This is a genomic window from Pseudomonas sp. NFACC37-1 (genome assembly GCF_900101575.1).
Taxonomy (GTDB): domain Bacteria; phylum Pseudomonadota; class Gammaproteobacteria; order Pseudomonadales; family Pseudomonadaceae; genus Aquipseudomonas; species Aquipseudomonas fluorescens_AA.
The window spans coordinates 230614-248226 of record NZ_FMUZ01000005.1; the positions used below are offsets into that span (position 1 = coordinate 230614).

Below are 17613 nucleotides of genomic sequence, written 5' to 3' on the forward strand. Positions count from 1 at the left end.
CCGAGGTGTCAGGTTTCAGGGCTGCTTCGCAGCCCAACGGGGATAAATCCCCTCGCCACAATTTCAGTGCTTGCGCGTCAGGAACTCCAGCAACGCCCCGGTCACGAATTCCGGATTCTCCAGATTGGAAATATGCCCCGCCTCCGGAATCGACACATGGGGGCAACCGATCAGTTCGGCCATTTCCAGCGACTCGGACGGCGGACGCGGTTTGTCCTGGTCGCCGCACATCACCACTGTGCCCTTGGCATCCAGCGCATGCAGGCGCGGCAGGATGTCGTCCCGACCGAAAATGATCCGCCCCAGCGGCACGATGCTGGCGCGCAGGCGATCGCTTGGCAGCGCGGCCAATGTGGCGCGAAACTGCTGGTAGAGCGCCGATTGCGGGTCGATACCCGGCCGGAAGAAGATCGGCACGATGATGTCCAGCAACGGCTCGGGGACGCTGCCGCTGGCTTCGATCTTGTCGAACAGTGAGAAGTAGTACTGACGGGTCTGTTCCGGCTCGACGCCCACGTAAGTGTCCATCAGCACCAGCGACTGGATCCGCGTGGGTGCCGCCAGCGCCAGCCGCGTCCCCCACATCCCGCCCACCGAAAGCCCCACCAGGTGGAAGCAGTCGATGCTCAAATAATCCAGCAGCTCCATCATCTGGCGGGCCAGATCGTTCAGCGAACTCATACCTTCCGGCATCTGCCCCGACTGGCCATGGCCCCAAAGGTCCGGAGCGATCACCCGGTAATGCCTGGACAACACCTCGATCTGCGGCGCCCACATGCTGTGGTCCCACAGGTAGCTGCCGCCCAGCAGTACTACCGGGCCCTGGCCTTGGTCCAGGTAGTGAAGCGGTTGTCCGTCGATCGTTGCAAAGGGCATGGGTGACCTCCTTGTTTGAGTCTGGAAAAAAACTTGGGAAGACTGAGCCGCGAAGCGCGAGGCGTCAACCTTGGGTTTTGCGCTGTTTGTGCAGCCGCTATCGCGAGCAAGCTCGCTCCCACATGGGATTTGCGTCGTTCACAAAACCCTGTGGGAGCGAGCTTGCTCGCGAAGAGGTCTTCATAGACGCCGCAAAACTACAGCCCTTCCAACTCCGCCATCAAATCATTCAACCGATCCACCTTCTCCTCGGTGATTTCACTGGCCGCCAGCCCCTCGATGTAGTCGGCCAGTTCCAGCACCGTGCTGCACTCGAACATCGCCCGCAGCGGCACGTTGCGTTGCAGGGCCTTTTGCACCCGCGAGGCGATTTGCGTCGCCAGCAAGGAATGACCGCCCAGTTCGAAGAAGTTGTCCCGTACCCCCACCCGCTCGACTTTCAGCACCTGGGCCCAGATGTCTGCCAGGGTCTGCTCCAGTTCATTACCGGGCGCCTGATAGTCCTGCCTTTGCAGCTGGCCAATCTCCAAGGCCGGCAAGGCCTTGCGGTCGAGCTTGCCATTGGCGTTGAGGGGCAGGCGATCGAGCCACAGCCAGTGCAGCGGCACCATGTATTCCGGCAGTTCGGCCCGCAGGCGCTGCTTGATGCGCTCCAGGCGTTCGGCGGGTTTGAGTGCCGAGTCGGTGGCCACGAGGTAGCCCACCAGATGCTTGCCATTGGCGCCCTCCTGCACGCCCACCGCCCCATCGCGCACTTCCGGCTGTTCATGCAAGCGCGCTTCGATTTCCCCCAGTTCGATGCGGTAGCCACGAATCTTCACCTGATGGTCGATGCGTCCGACGTATTCCAACACCCCGTCGCTGCGCCGCCGCGCCAGGTCGCCGGTGCGGTACAGCCGCTCTCCCGGTGCCCCGAACGGGTTCGGCACAAAAACCGGGGCGGTGCGCAACGGATCGCTGACATACCCGCGTCCGACCCCGGTGCCCGCCACGCACAACTCACCCACCGCCCCCAGCGGCACCAGGTCCAGCGCGCCGTCGAGCAGGTACAAAAGGTTGTTGTCGGTGGGCGTACCAATCGGCAGGTAAGTGCCACGGGTCGACGCCTGGTCGACGCGGAAGAACGCCACGTCATCGGAGCATTCCGCCGGCCCGTAGGCATTCACCAGGCCAATGTCCGGATAGCGCAGCAACCATTGATGGGCCAGCTCCGGCGGCATCGCCTCGCCAGTGGGCAGCATCCAGCGCAGGCCGTCCAGACCGATACGCTCCTGGGCGAGCATGCCCTGGATCAGCGACGGCACACTTTCCAGCACGGTGATGCCCTGCTGCTGCACATGCTCCAGCAGCCCTTGCGGGTCGTGGGCGATGGCGTTGGGCACGATGTCGACCCGGGCGCCGAACAACGGTGCGGCCAGGAACTGCCAGACCGAAATATCGAAGCTTTGGGAGGCCGTCTGGGCGATGACATCCGCCTCGCTCAGCGCCAGGTACGGCACTTTGCTCAGTTGGTTGTTGAGCATACCCCGCTGTTCCACCATCACGCCTTTGGGCAGGCCGGTGGAGCCGGAGGTGTAGATCACGTAGGCGAGGTTGTCCGGCCCGCTGTAGACGCCCGGGTTTTGCGGCGAAAAGTCGCCGGCCTGGACGGTTTCCCATACCAGCAACTTCGGCCGTGCGGAGCAGGCGAACTCGTCCAGCAACGCCTGGGCCTGGGCCTGGCAGGCCTGGGTGCAGACCAGCAAAGGCGTGCGGCTCAATTCGATGATGCGACTCAGGCGCTGGCTCGGCAGGCCGGGATCCAGCGGCAAGTAGCCGGCACCGGCCTTGAAGCTGCCGATGATCATGCCCAGCAGTTGCGCATCCCGTTCAGCCAGCAACGCCACCGGCTGATCCAGACCGACCCCGGCCGCGATCAGCGCGTGGCCGAGGCGGTTGCTGCGCGCATTCAACTCGGCGTAGCTGTAGGTCGTGTCCAGGCAACTGACCGCAAGACGTTGCGGATGAACCGCGACCCGCGCCTCGAACAGCTCGACGTAGCTCTGCTCCAGCGGATAGCCATGCTCGCTCTGGTTGCAGCCTTCGATCAGGAAGTCCTGCTCTTGGGCACCGATCAGCGGCAACTCGCTCATGTCACCGTGCAAGCCTTCCATCAGCGCCAGCAGCAGCCGCTTGAACTCACTCAGCAAACCCTGGACGGTGGCTTCATCGAAGTAACGCTGGTCGTAGGAAAGGTGCAGCCCCAGGTCATCCCCCGGGTAGCAGACCGCCGTCAGCGGGAAGTTGGTGTGGGTGCGGCCCGAGTCGGAGGTGGCATTGAGGCTTTGGGCACGGTCCAGCACCGAGACTTCCACCGGCGCGTTCTCGAACACGAACAGACTGTCGAACAGCGGTTGGCCCTTGGGCAGTTCGCTGACTTCCTGGATGCTCACCAGCGGCAGGTATTCGTACTCGCGCAGTTGCATGTTGCTGTCCAGCAAATCGCTGAGCCATTGCCGTACGCTACAGCGCTGATGGTCCTCGGGCATCTGCACGCGCAAAGCGATACTGTTGATGAACAGCCCGACGGTGCGTTGCATCTGCGGCAGTTCCACCGGGCGCCCGGCCACGGTGACGCCGAACAGCACGTCGCGGTCGCCGCTGACCCGGCGCAGGACCAGGGCCCACGCCGCCTGGGCGAAGGTGTTGACCGTCAGTTGATGGGCCTGGGCCAGTTCCCGCAGCCGTGCGCCGTCCCGGACATCGAGACGGGTGTAGCAGTCGCCGACGATCATGCCGCCGCTGTCACCGGCGTGCTCGCGCAGGAACGGCCGGTCGCCAGGGATCGGCGTGGTCCGCTCGAAGCCTTGCAGGTTGTGCTTCCACCACTGCCGGGCTGCGTCCAGGCTCTGGTGTTGCAGCCAACCGATGTAGTCGCGATAGCGCGGCGGCACAGCCAACTGCGGCTCGCGCTGCTCGCCCAGGGCGGTGTAGATCTCGAAGAAGTCGTCCATCAGCAGCGAACGGCACCAGGCATCGATGAGGATGTGGTGGTTGCTCATCATGAACCAGTAGCGTGCCGCGCCGACCCGAATCAGCCGCAGATGGAATGGCGCCTGGTTCAATAGATCGAAACCGGCCTCGCGTTCATTCTTGAGCAGGGCCTGGAGCTGGGCTTCCTGGACGTCTTCAGGCACCTCGGACCAGTCGAGGTAATCCACCGGCGTGCGGCCGGGCTTGTGGATGATTTGCAGCATGTCTTCGCCGACGTTCCAGCAGAACGACGCGCGCAAGGCTTCGTGACGGGCGATGACCGCCTGCCAGGCCTGGGCAAAACGCTGCGGGTCCAGTTCGCTGTTGATGCGGTAGCGATCCTGCATGTAGTACAGGCCGGTGCCCGGCTCCAGCAGGGTATGTAACAGCATGCCTTCCTGCATGGGCGTCAACGGGTAGACGTCGTCGATCTGTGTGGCCGGCACGGGCAGGCTGTCGAGCTGGCCCTGGGTCAGCTTCGCCAGGGGGAAGTCCGATGGCGTCAGCCCGCCCGCCTCGTCCGTCAGGCAGTGTTCGATGAGGCGTTGCAACTCATCGAGGTAAGCCTCGGCCAGGGCGGCGATGGCCTCGCGCTCATGGCGCTGGGCACTGAAGGTCCAGCGCAGCACCAGCTCACCACCGCTGACCTGGCTGTCGACGCTCAGTGCATTGGGTAGCGGCGCATCGGGATCGTGGATGGCCCCCAGGGGCGCATCCAGCGACTGGAACAGCGCCTCCTGGCCCAGGGTCTGGTCGAGCTGGCCCAGGTAGTTGAAGGTGATCGCCGCGTGCGGCAGGCCGGCCATCGCCTCGCGTGTCGGCGCGTCCGCCAGGTAACGCAGCACACCATAACCGAGGCCCTTGTGGGGCACCGCGCGCAATTGCTCCTTGATGGCCTTGATCGAGACGCTGAAATCTTCAAGCGCTGGACTCAGGCGCACGGGATAGACGCTGGTGAACCAGCCGACGGTGCGGGTCAGGTCGAGGTCGTCGAACAGCGCTTCGCGGCCGTGGCCTTCGAGCTGGACCAAGGCCGAATCATGGCCGCTCCAACGGCACAGCACCCGGGCCAACGCCGTGAGCAGCAGGTCATTGACCTGGGTGCGGTAGGCGCTTGGCGCCTGTTGCAGCAGTTGCCGGGTACGCTCGGCGTCCAGGCGCACGCTGACGGTTTGCCCGTGACGCTCCTGCAGCCCGCCGTCAGGATTCGCGCACGGCAGTTGCACTGGCGCACCGCTCAGTTGCGCTTGCCACCAACCCAGTTCCTCGCGCAGGGATTCGCTGCCGGCGTAGGCCTGCAAACGCCCGGCCCAATCGCGCAACGGGCTGGTCTTGGCCGGCAGTTGCGCCGCCTGCCCGGCGACGAGCTGGCGGTAGACGGTTTGCAAATCGTCCATCAGCACCCGCCACGACACACCGTCCACCACCAGGTGATGAATGACGATCAACAACCGTTGCCGGCCATCTGGCAACTGCGCCAGTACGGCACGCAGCAACGGCCCGGTGGCTAGATTGAAACGGCTCTGCGCCTCGGCAAACAACGCTTCGCACGCCTGGGCAGTGTCCACGCAGACCTGCTGCAGCAGCACAGCGTCAGCCGGCGACTGGTGCTCGGCGCGCCAATGTCCGGCGCTTTCGTCGAAGCCCAGGCGCAAGGCATCGTGGTGCTGGAAGACGCTACGCAGCGCCTGCTCCAGCCGTTGCGGGTCCAGGGTCGTGGTCGGCTCCAGCAGCAACGCCTGGTTCCAGTGATGGCGGTTGGGGATCGGGCGATCGAAAAACCAGTGCTGGATCGGCGTCAACTCGGACTCGCCCTGCAACAGGCCCTGCTCGGCATGCACTTGCTGGCTGCGCGTGGCAACGGCGGCCAGGGTCTGTACGGTCTGGTGCTGGAACAAGTCCCGGGGCGTGAAATGAATGCCCTGTTGCCGGGCACGGCTGACCACCTGGATGGACAGGATCGAATCACCGCCCAGCTCGAAGAAATTATCGTTGAGGCCCACCTGCGCCACGTTCAGCACGTCGCACCAGATCGCCGCCAAGGTCTGTTCCAGGGCATTGCTCGGCGCCACGTAATGTTGGCGATTGAGTTCAGGATCGGGCAGCGGCAAGGCGCGGCGGTCGAGCTTGCCGTTGGCGGTCAGCGGCATGCTCGCCAGCAGGATCAGGTGCGTGGGCACCATGTAGTCCGGCAACTGGGCCTTGAGGTGGTTTTTCAAGGCGTCGCGCAGGGCCGCTTGTCGCTCGTCGTCCTGGCTGGCGATGTCGCTCACCAGGTAGCCGGCCAGCTGCTTGCCGCCAGGCGTGTCGAGGGCCAGGACCACGGCCTCGCGCACCGCCTCATGTTCCAGCAGGCGGGTTTCGATTTCCCCCAGTTCGATGCGGAAACCACGGATCTTCACCTGATGGTCGATCCGTCCCAGGTACTCCACCAGCCCGTCGGCGCGCTGGCGCACCAGGTCGCCGGTGCGATAGAGGCGTCCGCCCTCGGTGGCGAACGGGTCGGCGACAAAACGCTCGGCGGTCATCCCCGGACGCTGGTGATACCCCTGGGCCAGACCGGCGCCGCCCACATACAACTCGCCCGTGGCACCCGGCGGCACCAACGCCAGGTCGGCGTCGAGGATGTAGGCCACCCGGGCACCGATCACGCTGCCAATCGGCACACTGGCCGCGCCCTCCTCCAATTGCTCGGGGGCCAGGCTCGCCAGGGGCATGACCACGGTTTCAGTCGGGCCATAGGCATTGAAAAACAGGCTCGGGCTGAATGCCGCGCGAATGCGCTGCAAATGCTCGCCCGTCAGGGCTTCGCCGCCGGTGATGCACATGCGCACCGGCAAGGTCTGGCCCTGGGTCGCCAACCACTGCGCCAACTGGCTGCCGTAGCTGGGGGTGAACCCCAGGATGTTGATGCGGTGCTGGCGAATCAGCCCGCAGATTTCCTCGGCGTCCCACTGGCCCTGGGCCCGCAACACCACGTGGGCACCACTGAGCAACGGCACCAACAGGCGTTCGGTGGCCGCGTCGAAGTTGATGGAATAGAAATGCAGCTCGCAGTCGTCCGGGCGCATGCCAAAGCGCTGGATCACTGCCTGGCAATGCATGGCGATTTCACCGTGGGACACCACAACGCCCTTGGGCTTGCCGGTGGAACCGGATGTGTAGATCAGGTAGGCCTGGTGTTGCGGCAGGTTGATCAGCGGCAGCGCGTGACCCGGGTACTGCGCCAAGGCCGGCGAATCATCTTCCAGGCACCAGCAGCCCACGCCGTCGGGCAATGCACTGAGAGCCTGGAGCATCGCCCGGTCGCTGAGCAGCAGGCTGATGCCACTGTCTTCGATCATGTAGTGCAGGCGATCCAGCGGGTATTCCGGATCCAGCGGCACGTAGGCACCGCCGGCCTTGAGAATCGCCAGCAGGCCAATGACCATTTCCAGCGAGCGCTCCAGGGCCAGGCCCACCCGCACCTGCGGCCCGACGCCTGCCTCGCGCAGGCGCCAGGCCAGGCGATTGGCGCGGCAATCCAGTTGCGCATACGTCAGGGTCTGCCCGGCGAACGTCAGCGCCGGCGCGTCGGGACGCGCCCGGGCCTGTTCGGCGAACAGTGGGTGAATGCATTGGTCCAGGCGATGCTCACCGGGCTCGACGCCCAGGCTGTCGAGCAGGTGTTGCTGCTCACCCGCATCGAGCAACGGCAACTCGCTCAGCCGTCGGCCCGGATCGTCCAGCAGCGCTTGCAACAGATTGCGCCAATGCCCGGCCATACGCGCGATGCGCGGTTCGTCGAACAGGTCGGTGCTGTAGGTCAGACAGCAACCCAGGCGCTGATCCAGGTCGGTGACTTCCAGGTTGAGGTCGAACTTGGTGGCCCGGGCGTCGTTGACCAGGTATTCGACGGTCATGCCGGCCAGTGTGCGGCTCTGCTGGAACTCCCAGCGCTGCACGTTGCACATCACCTGGAACAACGGGTTGTAGGCCGCGCTGCGCGGTGGTTGCAGGGCTTCCACCAGATGATCGAACGGCAAGTCCTGATGGGACTGCCCTTCGATCACAGTGTGACGCACCTGTTCGAACAGTTCGCCCACCGACATCTGTCCGTCGAGCTGGCAACGCAGCACTTGGGTGTTGAGGAACGCCCCGATCAGCCCTTCGCTTTCCGGGCGGATGCGGTTGGCCACCGGCGCGCCGATGCGCAGGTCGGTCTGGCCGCTGTAACGGTAGAGCAGCACGGCCAGGGCGGCGGTCATGGTCATGAACAAGGTCAGGCCCTGTTGCGCATTGAAGGCGCGAACCCGCGCCGCCAGCTCATCACTGAGATCGAAACGGAACAGTTCACCGCGATGGCTCTGCACCGACGGACGCGGACGGTCGCCGGGCAGCTCCAGCAGCGGATGCTCGCGGCCCAGTTGCGCGGTCCAGTAGTCCAGCTGCCGTTGGCGTTCGCCGGACTCCAGCCACTGGCGCTGCCAGACGCTGTAGTCCAGGTACTGCACCGGCAACGGCTCCAGCGGGGATTCACGGTCGTCGACAAAGGCTTCGTACAGTGCGCTCAGTTCACGGGCGAAAATGTCCATCGCCCAGCCTTCGGTGACGATGTGGTGCAGCGTCAGCACAAAGTAATGCTCATGCTCGGCGGTCTTGACCAGGCAGGCCCGCAGCAACGGCCCGGTTTCCAGGTCGAAGGGCTGGTGCGCCTCGCTGTCGGCCAGTTGCTGCACCCGCTGCCGACGAATGTCAGCGGCCAGCATCGAGAAGTCCTTCCAATCCATGCGCAGGCCCGTCTCGCTGTGCACCTGTTGGCAGGCCACGCCGTCGACGCTCGGGAACGTGGTGCGCAGGGTTTCGTGGCGCAGGATCAACGCCTGCAAGGCCGCCTCGAAGCGCCCGACATCCAGCACCCCGCACAACCGCGCCATGCCGCCGACGTTGTAGGCCGGGCTGTCCGGCTCCATCTGCCAGAGGAACCACATGCGCTGCTGGGAATACGACAGCGGCACCGGTTGGCTGCGGTCGACCTTCTCGATGGGCGGCTGGCGGTTGGTCTGGCCGCTGGCCTGGATCAAGCGTACTTGTTCGGTGAAAGCCCCCAGTTCGCTCGCCTCGAACAGCGCCCGTAATGGCAGTTCCACGTCACAGGCCTGGCGAGTGCGGGAAATGATCTGGGTCGCCAGCAGCGAATGACCGCCGAGGGCAAAAAAATCGTCCCGCAGGCCGATGCGCGCCAGTCCCAGCACGTCGCGCCAGATGCCGGCGATTTGCTGTTGGAGGGCGCTGACCGGCTCGACATGCTCACGCACCTGCCATTGCGGTTCAGGCAAGGCGCGGCGATCGAGCTTGCCGCTCGGGCTCAAGGGCATGGCGTCCAGGCGCAGCAGTTGGGCTGGCACCATGTAGTCCGGCAGTTCGGCGGCCAGGGCGGCCTTGAGCCGGGTGTTCAATTCGTCCTGGCCGTGGGCGAGCTCCGGCGCGGTGTAATAACCGATCAACTGCGGGCCGGCCGAGGTGTCGCGCACCAGCACCGCCACTTGGGCGACGCCGTCCTGGGCCAGCAGGCGCGCTTCGATTTCCTGCGGTTCGACCCGGAAGCCGCGCAGCTTGACCTGCTGGTCGAGGCGACCGAGGTATTCGATCACGCCGTCGGCGCCCCAACGCGCCCGGTCGCCGGTGCGGTACAACCGCGCACCGGCCGGCCCCATCGGGTCGGCGACGAAACGCTCAGCGCTCAGGCCCGGACGCCCGAGGTAACCCCGGGCCAGGCCCAGACCGCCAATGCACAGCTCGCCCGGCACACCAGCCGGCACAGGATTGAGGTCGCTGTCGAGCACCCGGCACAGCACGTTGCCCAGGGGACGGCCGATGGGCGAGCGCTCGCCATCAGCTTCGGTGCAATGCCAATGGGTGACGTTGATCGCGGTTTCGGTCGGGCCGTAGCGGTTGTGCAATTGCGCCGACGGCAGTTGCGCCAACACCCGGTTGCGCAACTCGGCCGGCAAGGCTTCGCCGCCGCAGAACAGCCGGCGCAGGCTGGTGCAGTGGGCGCTCAGCGGCTCTTCGACAAACAGGCTGAGCAGCGGCGGCACGAAGTGCAGCGTGGTGACGCCAAACTGCTGCACCAACTGGGCGATGCGGTGCGGGTCACGGTGCTCGCCGGGCCCGGCCAGGACCAGTTGACTGCCGGTGATCAGCGGCCAGAAGCACTCCCAGACCGACACGTCGAAACTGATGGGGGCCTTTTGCATCAGCACATCGGTGGCATCCAGCCCATAGGTCGCTTGCATCCATTGCAGGCGCTCGGCCAGGGCCGCGTGGGTGTTGCCGACGCCTTTGGGCTGGCCGGTGGAGCCGGATGTGTAGATCACGTAGGCCAGGTGATCGCCGTGCAGGTGCAGGCCCGGCGGGTTGCTCGGCCATTGCTCCAGGTGCAAGGCGTCCATGGCGATGACACTGACGCCGTCGCAGGCTGGCAAACGCTCCAGCAACGCGGTCTGGGTCAGCAGCAGGTCGACGCCGCTGTCGTCGAGCATGTAGGCCAGGCGTTCGGCCGGGTAGTCCGCATCCAGCGGCACATAGGCACCGCCGGCCTTGATGATGGCCAGCACACCGATGAGCAACTGTGGCGAACGCTCGGCGGCAATCGCCACGCACACGTCCGGGCCCACGCCCTTGTCCCGCAGGTAATGGGCCAGGCGGTTGGCCTGGGCGTGCAGCTCGGCATAATCGAGTTGACCACCGTCCCAGCGCAGGGCGATCCGTTGCGGCGTGCGGCGGGCCTGCTCGTTCAACAGCTCCGGCAGCCATTGGCTGGCCGACGCACACGGGGCCGCGCTCCACTGCTGCTGTTGGCTGTGTTCATCGGCGGTCAATAACGGTACATCGCCGATGGCTAGCTGCGGATCGGCACAGACCGCCCGTAACAGATTGCAGTAATGCGTTGCCAACCGCTCGATGGTCGCCGCCTCGAACAGTTCGTCGGCGTAGTCGAACGACAGGGTCAACCGACCGTTGCGATCTTCTTCGCTGTGCAATTGCAGGTCGAACTTGGCTTCGCGGCTGTGCCACGGCAACTCCTCGGCCAGCAGCCCCGGCAGACGGCGCAAGGCACTCAGGTCACGCTGCTGGTGGTTGAACATCACCTGGAACAGACCTTGCTCGCGCGCCTCGGGAAACGCTTCGAGCAGTTGCTCGAATGGCAGGTCCTGGTGGGCCTGGGCCCCGAGCGTGGCTTCCCGGGCCTGGGCCAGCAACGCGGCGAACGGTTGACGGGAATCGACCTGCCCGCGCAGCACCTGGGTGTTGATGAAGAAGCCGATCAACCCCTGGGTGTCCAGGCGCGGACGATTGGCGTTGGGCACACCGACGCGGATGTCGGATTGCCCGGTGTAACGCTGCAACAGCGCCTGGAAGGCTGCCAGCAACAGCATGAACGGCGTCGCGTCATGGGCCTGGGCCATGTGGCGCAGGGCCTCGCCGAGGTCCTTGTCCAGACGCAGGCTGTGCCGCGCGGCGCTACGCTGGCGTTGAGCGCTGCGTGGATGATCCGTGCCCAGCACCAGGGCCGATTGTTCAGCGCCCAGTTGTTGCTTCCAGTAGCTCAGTTGGCGCTCGGCCTCGCCCTGGGCGAGCCACTGGCGTTGCCAACTGCCGTAGTCGGCGTATTGCAAAGGCAATGGCGCCAGTTCAGCAACCTGGCCTTGGGACGCGGCGGCGTACACCCGGGAGAACTCTTCGATCAATACATTCATCGACCAGCCGTCGGCGATGATGTGGTGCAGCGTCACCAGCAGTTGATGGTGATCCTCGTCGAGGCGCAACAGGGTGACCCGCAGCAGCGGCCCCTTCTCCAGATCGAACAGCGTGGCCGCTTCGTCTTCTCGAACCTGCCGCGCCCGGGCTTCGCGCCGGTTGGCAGGTTCGTCACTGAGATCGATCACCTGCAGCTTGAATTCGCCGGCCGGATCGACCTGCTGCAAGGCCACCCCATCCCGCTCCAGGAACCGCGTGCGCAAGGACTCGTGACGCTCGATCAGTTGCTGGAAACTGGCACGCAGCGCGTCTTCGTCCAGCTCGCCACGCAGGTGCAAGGCGCCGGGAATGTTGTAGGCACGGCTCGCCGGGTCGAGCTGCCAGGTGATCCACAAACGGTTCTGCGCCAGGGATTGCGGCAGTGGTGCATGGCGCGGCAATGAGCTGATAGCGCCCTGGGCCTGGCCGCCGTCCTGCTGCAGGTTCGCCACTGCGGCCGCGAACGCAGCCAGGGTCGGCGCTTCGAACAGCAGGCGCAGGTTGAGCGCCAGCCCGAGGGTTTCGCTCAGGCGTGCGATCACCTGGGTGGCGGCGATGGAGTTGCCGCCCAGCAGGAAGAAATGATCGTCGGCCCGGACCTGCTCGACCTGCAGTTGCTCCCGCCAGACCTGACCGATGAGGGCTTGCAACTCGGAGGACGGGGCGGGTTCATCAGCCACGTCTGCTGCCGTTGACGGGAACTGTGCGTAACTGTCCAAACTGCCGTCGGCCAACCGGATGCGGCAGGCCGAGCGTTGCAATTTGCCGCTGGAGGTCTTGGGCAGCGCGCCGGGATTGAGCAGCACCACCACGCTCGGGGCTTGCTGGCAGGCCTCGGCCACGGCCTGGCGAATGGCGTTGATCAAGGCTTCCGGTGGCAGGATTTTCTGCACGCTGCGGCTGATTTCCGCGGCGATGCCGATGCCCTCCTCGCTGTTGTCGTTGACCGCGAACGCCGCCACCCGGCCCTTGCGCACCACCTCCACTTCGCGCTCGATGGTTTGCTCGATGTCCTGGGGATAGAGATTGTGCCCGCGCACGATCAACAGGTCTTTGAGGCGACCGGTGATGAACAGTTCGCCGCCGCGCCGGAAACCCAGGTCGCCGGTGCGCAGCCAGGTCTGGCCGTCGTGCTGGACAAAGGTTTTGGCGCTGGCTTCAGGGTTGCGCCAGTAACCCAGGGCGATGCTCGGTCCGGCGGCCCAGACTTCACCGACCTGATTGTCGGCCAACGGCTGCAACGTGGTGGGCTCGACGATCAGCACCGCGTGCCCGGGCTGGCTGACACCGCAACTCATCACCGCGCTGCCCTGCCCCGGCTCGGCCCGGTTTTGCGCCAACGCCGCGTCATCCACTCGCAACGAAGGAATGCCGTGGCGGCGCGGCGTGCCGGCGACGAACAAGGTCGCTTCGGCCAGGCCATAGGAGGCCATGAAATTGTCCGGCGTGAAGCCGCACGGGGCGAACTTCTCGGCAAAACGCTCCAGGGTGTCGAGGCGGATCGGCTCGGAGCCGGAATAGGCCACGCGCCAGCCGCTCAGGTCGAGACGTTCAAGGGCCGAATCACTGACCCGCTCGCTGCACAACCGATAGGCGAAATCCGGACCGCCGCTGATGGTGCCGCCGTACTCGCTGATCGCTTCGAGCCAACGCAGGGGTCGGGCCAGGAAATAAGCCGGGGACATCAATACGCAGGGAACGCCGCTGAACACCGGCTGCAACAGACCGCCGATCAGACCCATGTCGTGGTACAGCGGCAGCCAGCTGACGATGACGTCGTCGGGGTTCAGGTCGATGCCGAAGCCATGGCGGATCAGCAGTTCGTTGGCCACCAGGTTGCCGTGGCTGACCTGCACACCCTTGGGCAGCGCGGTGGAACCGGAGGTGTATTGCAGGAAGGCAATGTCATCGTCCTGCAGCGTCGGCATCCGCCATTGCCCGGCGTGGGCCGGGTCGAGGGTATCGACGCACAACACCGGCGGCGCCGACTCGATGGCTTGCAACGGTTCGCGCAGATCGCTGCTGGTGAGCAGCAGGCGCGGTTCGGCGTCGGCGATGATCGACAGCAGGCGCTCCTGATGGTGGCGACGGGCGGACTCCGGCGGATAGGCCGGCACCGCAATCACCCCGGCGTAGAGGCAGCCAAAAAACGCCGCGACGTAATCCGGACCACTGGGGAACAACAGCACGGCGCGATCACCCAGCACCGCTTCGGCCTGCAAGGCGCCGGCGATGGTCCGGGCGCGCAGGTCCAGGTCGCGATAACTCAACACCACACCCTGCCCAGGGGTGTCGGCAAGGAAGCGCAGGGCCACCCGGTCCGGCGTCAACGCGGCGCGGCGCTGGAGGGCATGAGCCAGGGTGCTGGGGAGTTCGAACGCGTCGGTCATGGGGGTTTCCTGCCTGAATTCGGCTTGCAAGTTGTCCCCCATGGAACGGATAGCCGCGGCAAATAATTAGTCGGGCAGCCGACTCACCGAGGCATGCAGCGAAGGAGCCGGCGGCCAGGCACCGCGGCAATGGGTCGCGGCGCCGAGGCTGGACTTTATTACATCAATAATTCTTCTTCTCAATTGACAATCATTATCATTAAGCCTAATTTGGCGCTCGATGTGTAGGACGGGTCCGGCATCCGGACGTCCCGCTAACTTTTTGCAGCAAGGTGAATTCCATGACGGAACAAGTATCCACAAGCAGGTGCGACTCACCGTTACTCCAGGCGTTCGTCGATAACCGACTGATCCTGGTCAAGATCGCGGCGCGCATTACCGGTTGCCGGTCCCGCGCGGAAGATGTGGTGCAGGACGCCTTTTTCCGGCTGCAATCGGCACCACAGATCACCTCCTCGTTCAAGGCGCAGCTCAGTTATCTGTTCCAGATCGTGCGCAACCTGGCGATCGACCACTACCGCAAGCAGGCGCTGGAACAGAAATACTCGGGGCCGGAGGAGGAAGGGTTGAACGTGGTGATCCAGGGTGCTTCGCCAGAAACCTCCCATATCAACTTCTCCACGCTGGAGCACATCGCCGACGCACTGACCGAACTGCCCAGCCGCACCCGCTATGCCTTCGAAATGTACCGCCTGCACGGCGTGCCACAAAAGGACATCGCCAAGGAACTGGGGGTCTCGCCGACCCTGGTGAACTTCATGATCCGCGACGCACTGGTGCATTGCCGCAAGGTGTCGGGGGTTCGGGGGGATACTTTCGCCCGGCGCTGACTTGTGGTGGTTTTGCCGGCCTTATCGCGAGCAAGCTCGCTCCCACAGTGGATCTTCAGTGACCCCAAAATGTGGGAGCGAGCTTGCTCGCGATGAGGCCATAAGGCCTTACATCAACCCACACCGATCAAAAAACCGCTCACGCCCCAGGATCATCAGCGCCGCGCGCTTGTGGGGGAAATCGAATTCCTTTTCACAATGGAAGCACTGGTTGTGCAAGTGCCCGATCATCCGCGCATTGTCGGCCCGGGGTTCGGCGACCACGCGCTGGGTGCGCGGATCGTCCAGGAACAGGTAATGCACCAGCGCCGACAACCAGCTCGCCACCTTGTGCGGCCCGCGGTGCTGCTCTTCGCCCACCAGCATGTGGATACCGCGATCATAGTGGTCGGCTTCATAGAACGGCGCGATCCGATCCTCCTTGGCCCAATAGGCTTCGAAGTAAGCGAACGGCTGGTCATCGAAGCAACCGATCAGGGTCAAGACCCGGGGATCGGCCTGCAGCTTGCCCAGGTACTCGCGATGCTGTTCCAGGCTGCCCTCCTCCTGCCAGAAGCTCGCCACTCGCGGGCTGTTCTGCCAGCGGTTGAAACGCTCCAGGTCCTGCTCGATTTCCAGGGTGCGCAAGGACACCCAGGCCCCCAGTCGCGCATCGAAACGCCGATACACTTCGCCACGCGGTTTCATGGGCCGGCGTGGATGGCGGCGACCATCGGTGATGACCATCTGTTGCGGGTAACTGCCGCTGAACGACTCCCCCAGCCAGGGCTGCGGCAATTGCCAGAACATCGTGCGCTCGCAACGGTATTCACCGGCACGCTCCGTGACCGTCAATAATCCGCTGAGCAAGGCTTCGCCGGGACGCTCGTCAAGGTGCCAGGTCAGGTGCTGACACTCGGGATCGCGGGCAAACAGCCAATAGCAGGCCGCCCACAGCGCCGGTCCCACCGGGCGGTCGTTGATTTCCTGCAAATGCACATGCAACTCGGGACCGCGCACAAGGCGCAGCCGGATCAGCGGCGCGCCTTCGAGCATCAGGCTCAGGTGGCGTTCGGTTTCATCGGCGCCGAGACGACGGCCACCGGGCAAGGGCAGCGTCGTCGGGTGGTTGAGGTTGGACATGGGAGCGGCTCGCGTATTCGTCGGTAGTCAACGTGTGACGTGAGCCGGGGCGGGAAATTTAGGGTCGCCTTCAATGGGCATGCGTGGAGACCAGTTGGATCTGGTAGGGCTGGAAAATCTTCAGCATCTGACCGTTATCCCGCAGGGTTTGCAGCAACTGTGCAAACGCTTCACTGGAAATGGGCGCCTGTGGCCGGATCAGCGCGTAATGGTGGTAAAGCTGATCGATGCGGTCAGACACCAGCAGTTGCGGGCCGACTTCGGGATTGCGCAACACGTAGTCGTTGAGGTACGAACGGGTCACCAGGGCGATGTCCGCCCGCCCGCGCAGCACCATCAGCAGATTGCTGTCGTGGGAATACGTCAGCGTGGCGTTGTATTGACCGGCGAGAAACTTGGGGTCGGCGTTGAATTCGGCAAAGGCGTAGTGATAACCGCTGAACAGCGCCAGGCGCTTGCCCCTGAGGTCGGCGAAATAACCTTGCTGGCGCTCCGGCTGGCGCTGGGCGACGAAGACTTCCGCATCTTCCAGGCCCATGTCCACGGACGTGTGCGGCACATCCTGCCAACCCCATTCGGGGTTCTCGAAAATCGCCATGTCGACCCGGCCCTGCTTGAAATCATTGAACCGGCGCGGGATCGACGTGGGCACCAGGACGAACTGATAGTCGCTTTGCGACTGGTTCAAGGCCTCCACCATCTGCGGCAACAGGCCGGTGTCGGCACCGTTCTCGGGACGAACGGTATAGGGTGGAAAATGTGCCGCACCAATTCGCACCAGTTGCGCTGCCTCGATCGGTAACGCCAGGAAAACGGCCAGAGTGGCCAGCAGCACACGGGAGGTCATCCCCATCGGCGAAAACGTCAAGATAACCCACTCCCCAAAAGTCCCCATCACTACAATCAAGCTAGGCGGTTTCAGCCGCTTAGCCAGCCATGCGGCCATTTAAAGCGCCGCTCGATTATTGTTTTTCTTCAAGCACCAGGACCAGGGCCTGCTCGGCCAGCTCATCGAGGCTCAGGCTGCCTTCGGCGCGAAACCAGGTGGTGGTCCAGGATAACGCCCCTGTGAGGAACCGCCGGGTAATGGACACGTCCCCGCGAATATACCCGGCCTCCTTGGCCCGGCCCAGGACCTTGAGCCACAAGTCTTCATAAGTATCACGCAGGGCCAGCACATGCCGCTGTCCGTCCGGCGAGAGCGAACGCCATTCATAGACCAGCACCGCCATGGCCTCGCCAGTGCCGCCCATGATCGACTGCAATTCGCAGCGAATCAGCGCCAGCACCTGCTCGCGCACGCTGTCGGCCTCGGCCAGGGCCGCACGCATCAAGGCGGTGTTGTAGCGGATGGTTTCTTCCATCACTGCCCGCAGGATGTCGTCCTTGCTCTTGAAATGGTGAAAGATGCTGCCCGACTGAATGCCCACGGCACTGGCCAGGTCGCGCACCGTGGTGCGCTCGAAGCCCTTGTTGCGAAACAGATGGGCGGCGGTCTGGAGCAGTTTGCCGCGCGCACTGTCCGGGTCGGTCAGTTGCCCGTTGTCGACCAGCTCACGCATCACGCCCAGGGCTTTTTGCTCGTCCACCCATTCTCTCCT

The 17613-nt window shown here is 64.6% G+C and carries 6 protein-coding genes; 1 reads left to right on the plus strand and 5 read right to left on the minus strand.

Annotated elements, in window-relative coordinates; translation table 11 throughout:
* Window positions 1-63: 63 nt before the first annotated feature.
* On the minus strand, window positions 64-876 hold the full coding sequence (locus tag BLP82_RS08900) for an alpha/beta fold hydrolase (RefSeq protein ID WP_092166783.1): 813 nt from the start codon (window positions 874-876) through the stop codon (window positions 64-66).
* 197 nt (window positions 877-1073) lie between these two features.
* Window positions 1074-14060: a non-ribosomal peptide synthetase gene (locus BLP82_RS08905; RefSeq protein WP_092166784.1), complete on the minus strand. Its 12987-nt coding sequence runs from the start codon at window positions 14058-14060 to the stop codon at window positions 1074-1076.
* A 281-nt stretch (window positions 14061-14341) separates the two neighbouring features.
* Here BLP82_RS08905 and BLP82_RS08910 point away from each other — a divergent pair, with 281 nt between their 5' ends.
* Window positions 14342-14890 (plus strand): RNA polymerase factor sigma-70, encoded by a 549-nt coding sequence (locus BLP82_RS08910; protein ID WP_024619408.1) that lies wholly within the window; start codon window positions 14342-14344, stop codon window positions 14888-14890.
* A gap of 108 nt (window positions 14891-14998) precedes the next feature.
* On the opposite strand, the gene BLP82_RS08915 is transcribed toward BLP82_RS08910, so the two are convergent.
* The 3 genes from BLP82_RS08915 to BLP82_RS08925 form a co-directional block, all read right to left on the minus strand.
* Window positions 14999-16012 carry a GNAT family N-acetyltransferase gene (locus BLP82_RS08915; RefSeq protein ID WP_060738506.1) on the minus strand — a complete coding sequence of 338 codons (1014 nt, stop codon included), beginning with the start codon at window positions 16010-16012 and terminating at the stop codon, window positions 14999-15001.
* Window positions 16013-16082: 70 nt separating this feature from the next.
* Window positions 16083-16859 carry a substrate-binding periplasmic protein gene (locus tag BLP82_RS08920; RefSeq protein ID WP_170842288.1) on the minus strand — a complete coding sequence of 259 codons (777 nt, stop codon included), beginning with the start codon at window positions 16857-16859 and terminating at the stop codon, window positions 16083-16085.
* A 115-nt stretch (window positions 16860-16974) separates the two neighbouring features.
* Window positions 16975-17601, minus strand: coding sequence for a TetR/AcrR family transcriptional regulator (locus BLP82_RS08925; protein WP_092166786.1), 627 nt, complete (start codon window positions 17599-17601; stop codon window positions 16975-16977).
* Window positions 17602-17613: the final 12 nt, after the last annotated feature.

Coding starts and splice junctions, on each gene's coding strand:
- BLP82_RS08905 (WP_092166784.1), bottom strand. CDS start 14,060: ATGACCGACGCGTTCGAACTCCCCAGCACCCTGGCTCATGCCCTCCAG.
- BLP82_RS08900 (WP_092166783.1), bottom strand. CDS start 876: ATGCCCTTTGCAACGATCGACGGACAACCGCTTCACTACCTGGACCAA.
- BLP82_RS08915 (WP_060738506.1), bottom strand. CDS start 16,012: ATGTCCAACCTCAACCACCCGACGACGCTGCCCTTGCCCGGTGGCCGT.
- BLP82_RS08920 (WP_170842288.1), bottom strand. CDS start 16,859: ATGACCTCCCGTGTGCTGCTGGCCACTCTGGCCGTTTTCCTGGCGTTA.
- BLP82_RS08910 (WP_024619408.1), top strand. CDS start 14,342: ATGACGGAACAAGTATCCACAAGCAGGTGCGACTCACCGTTACTCCAG.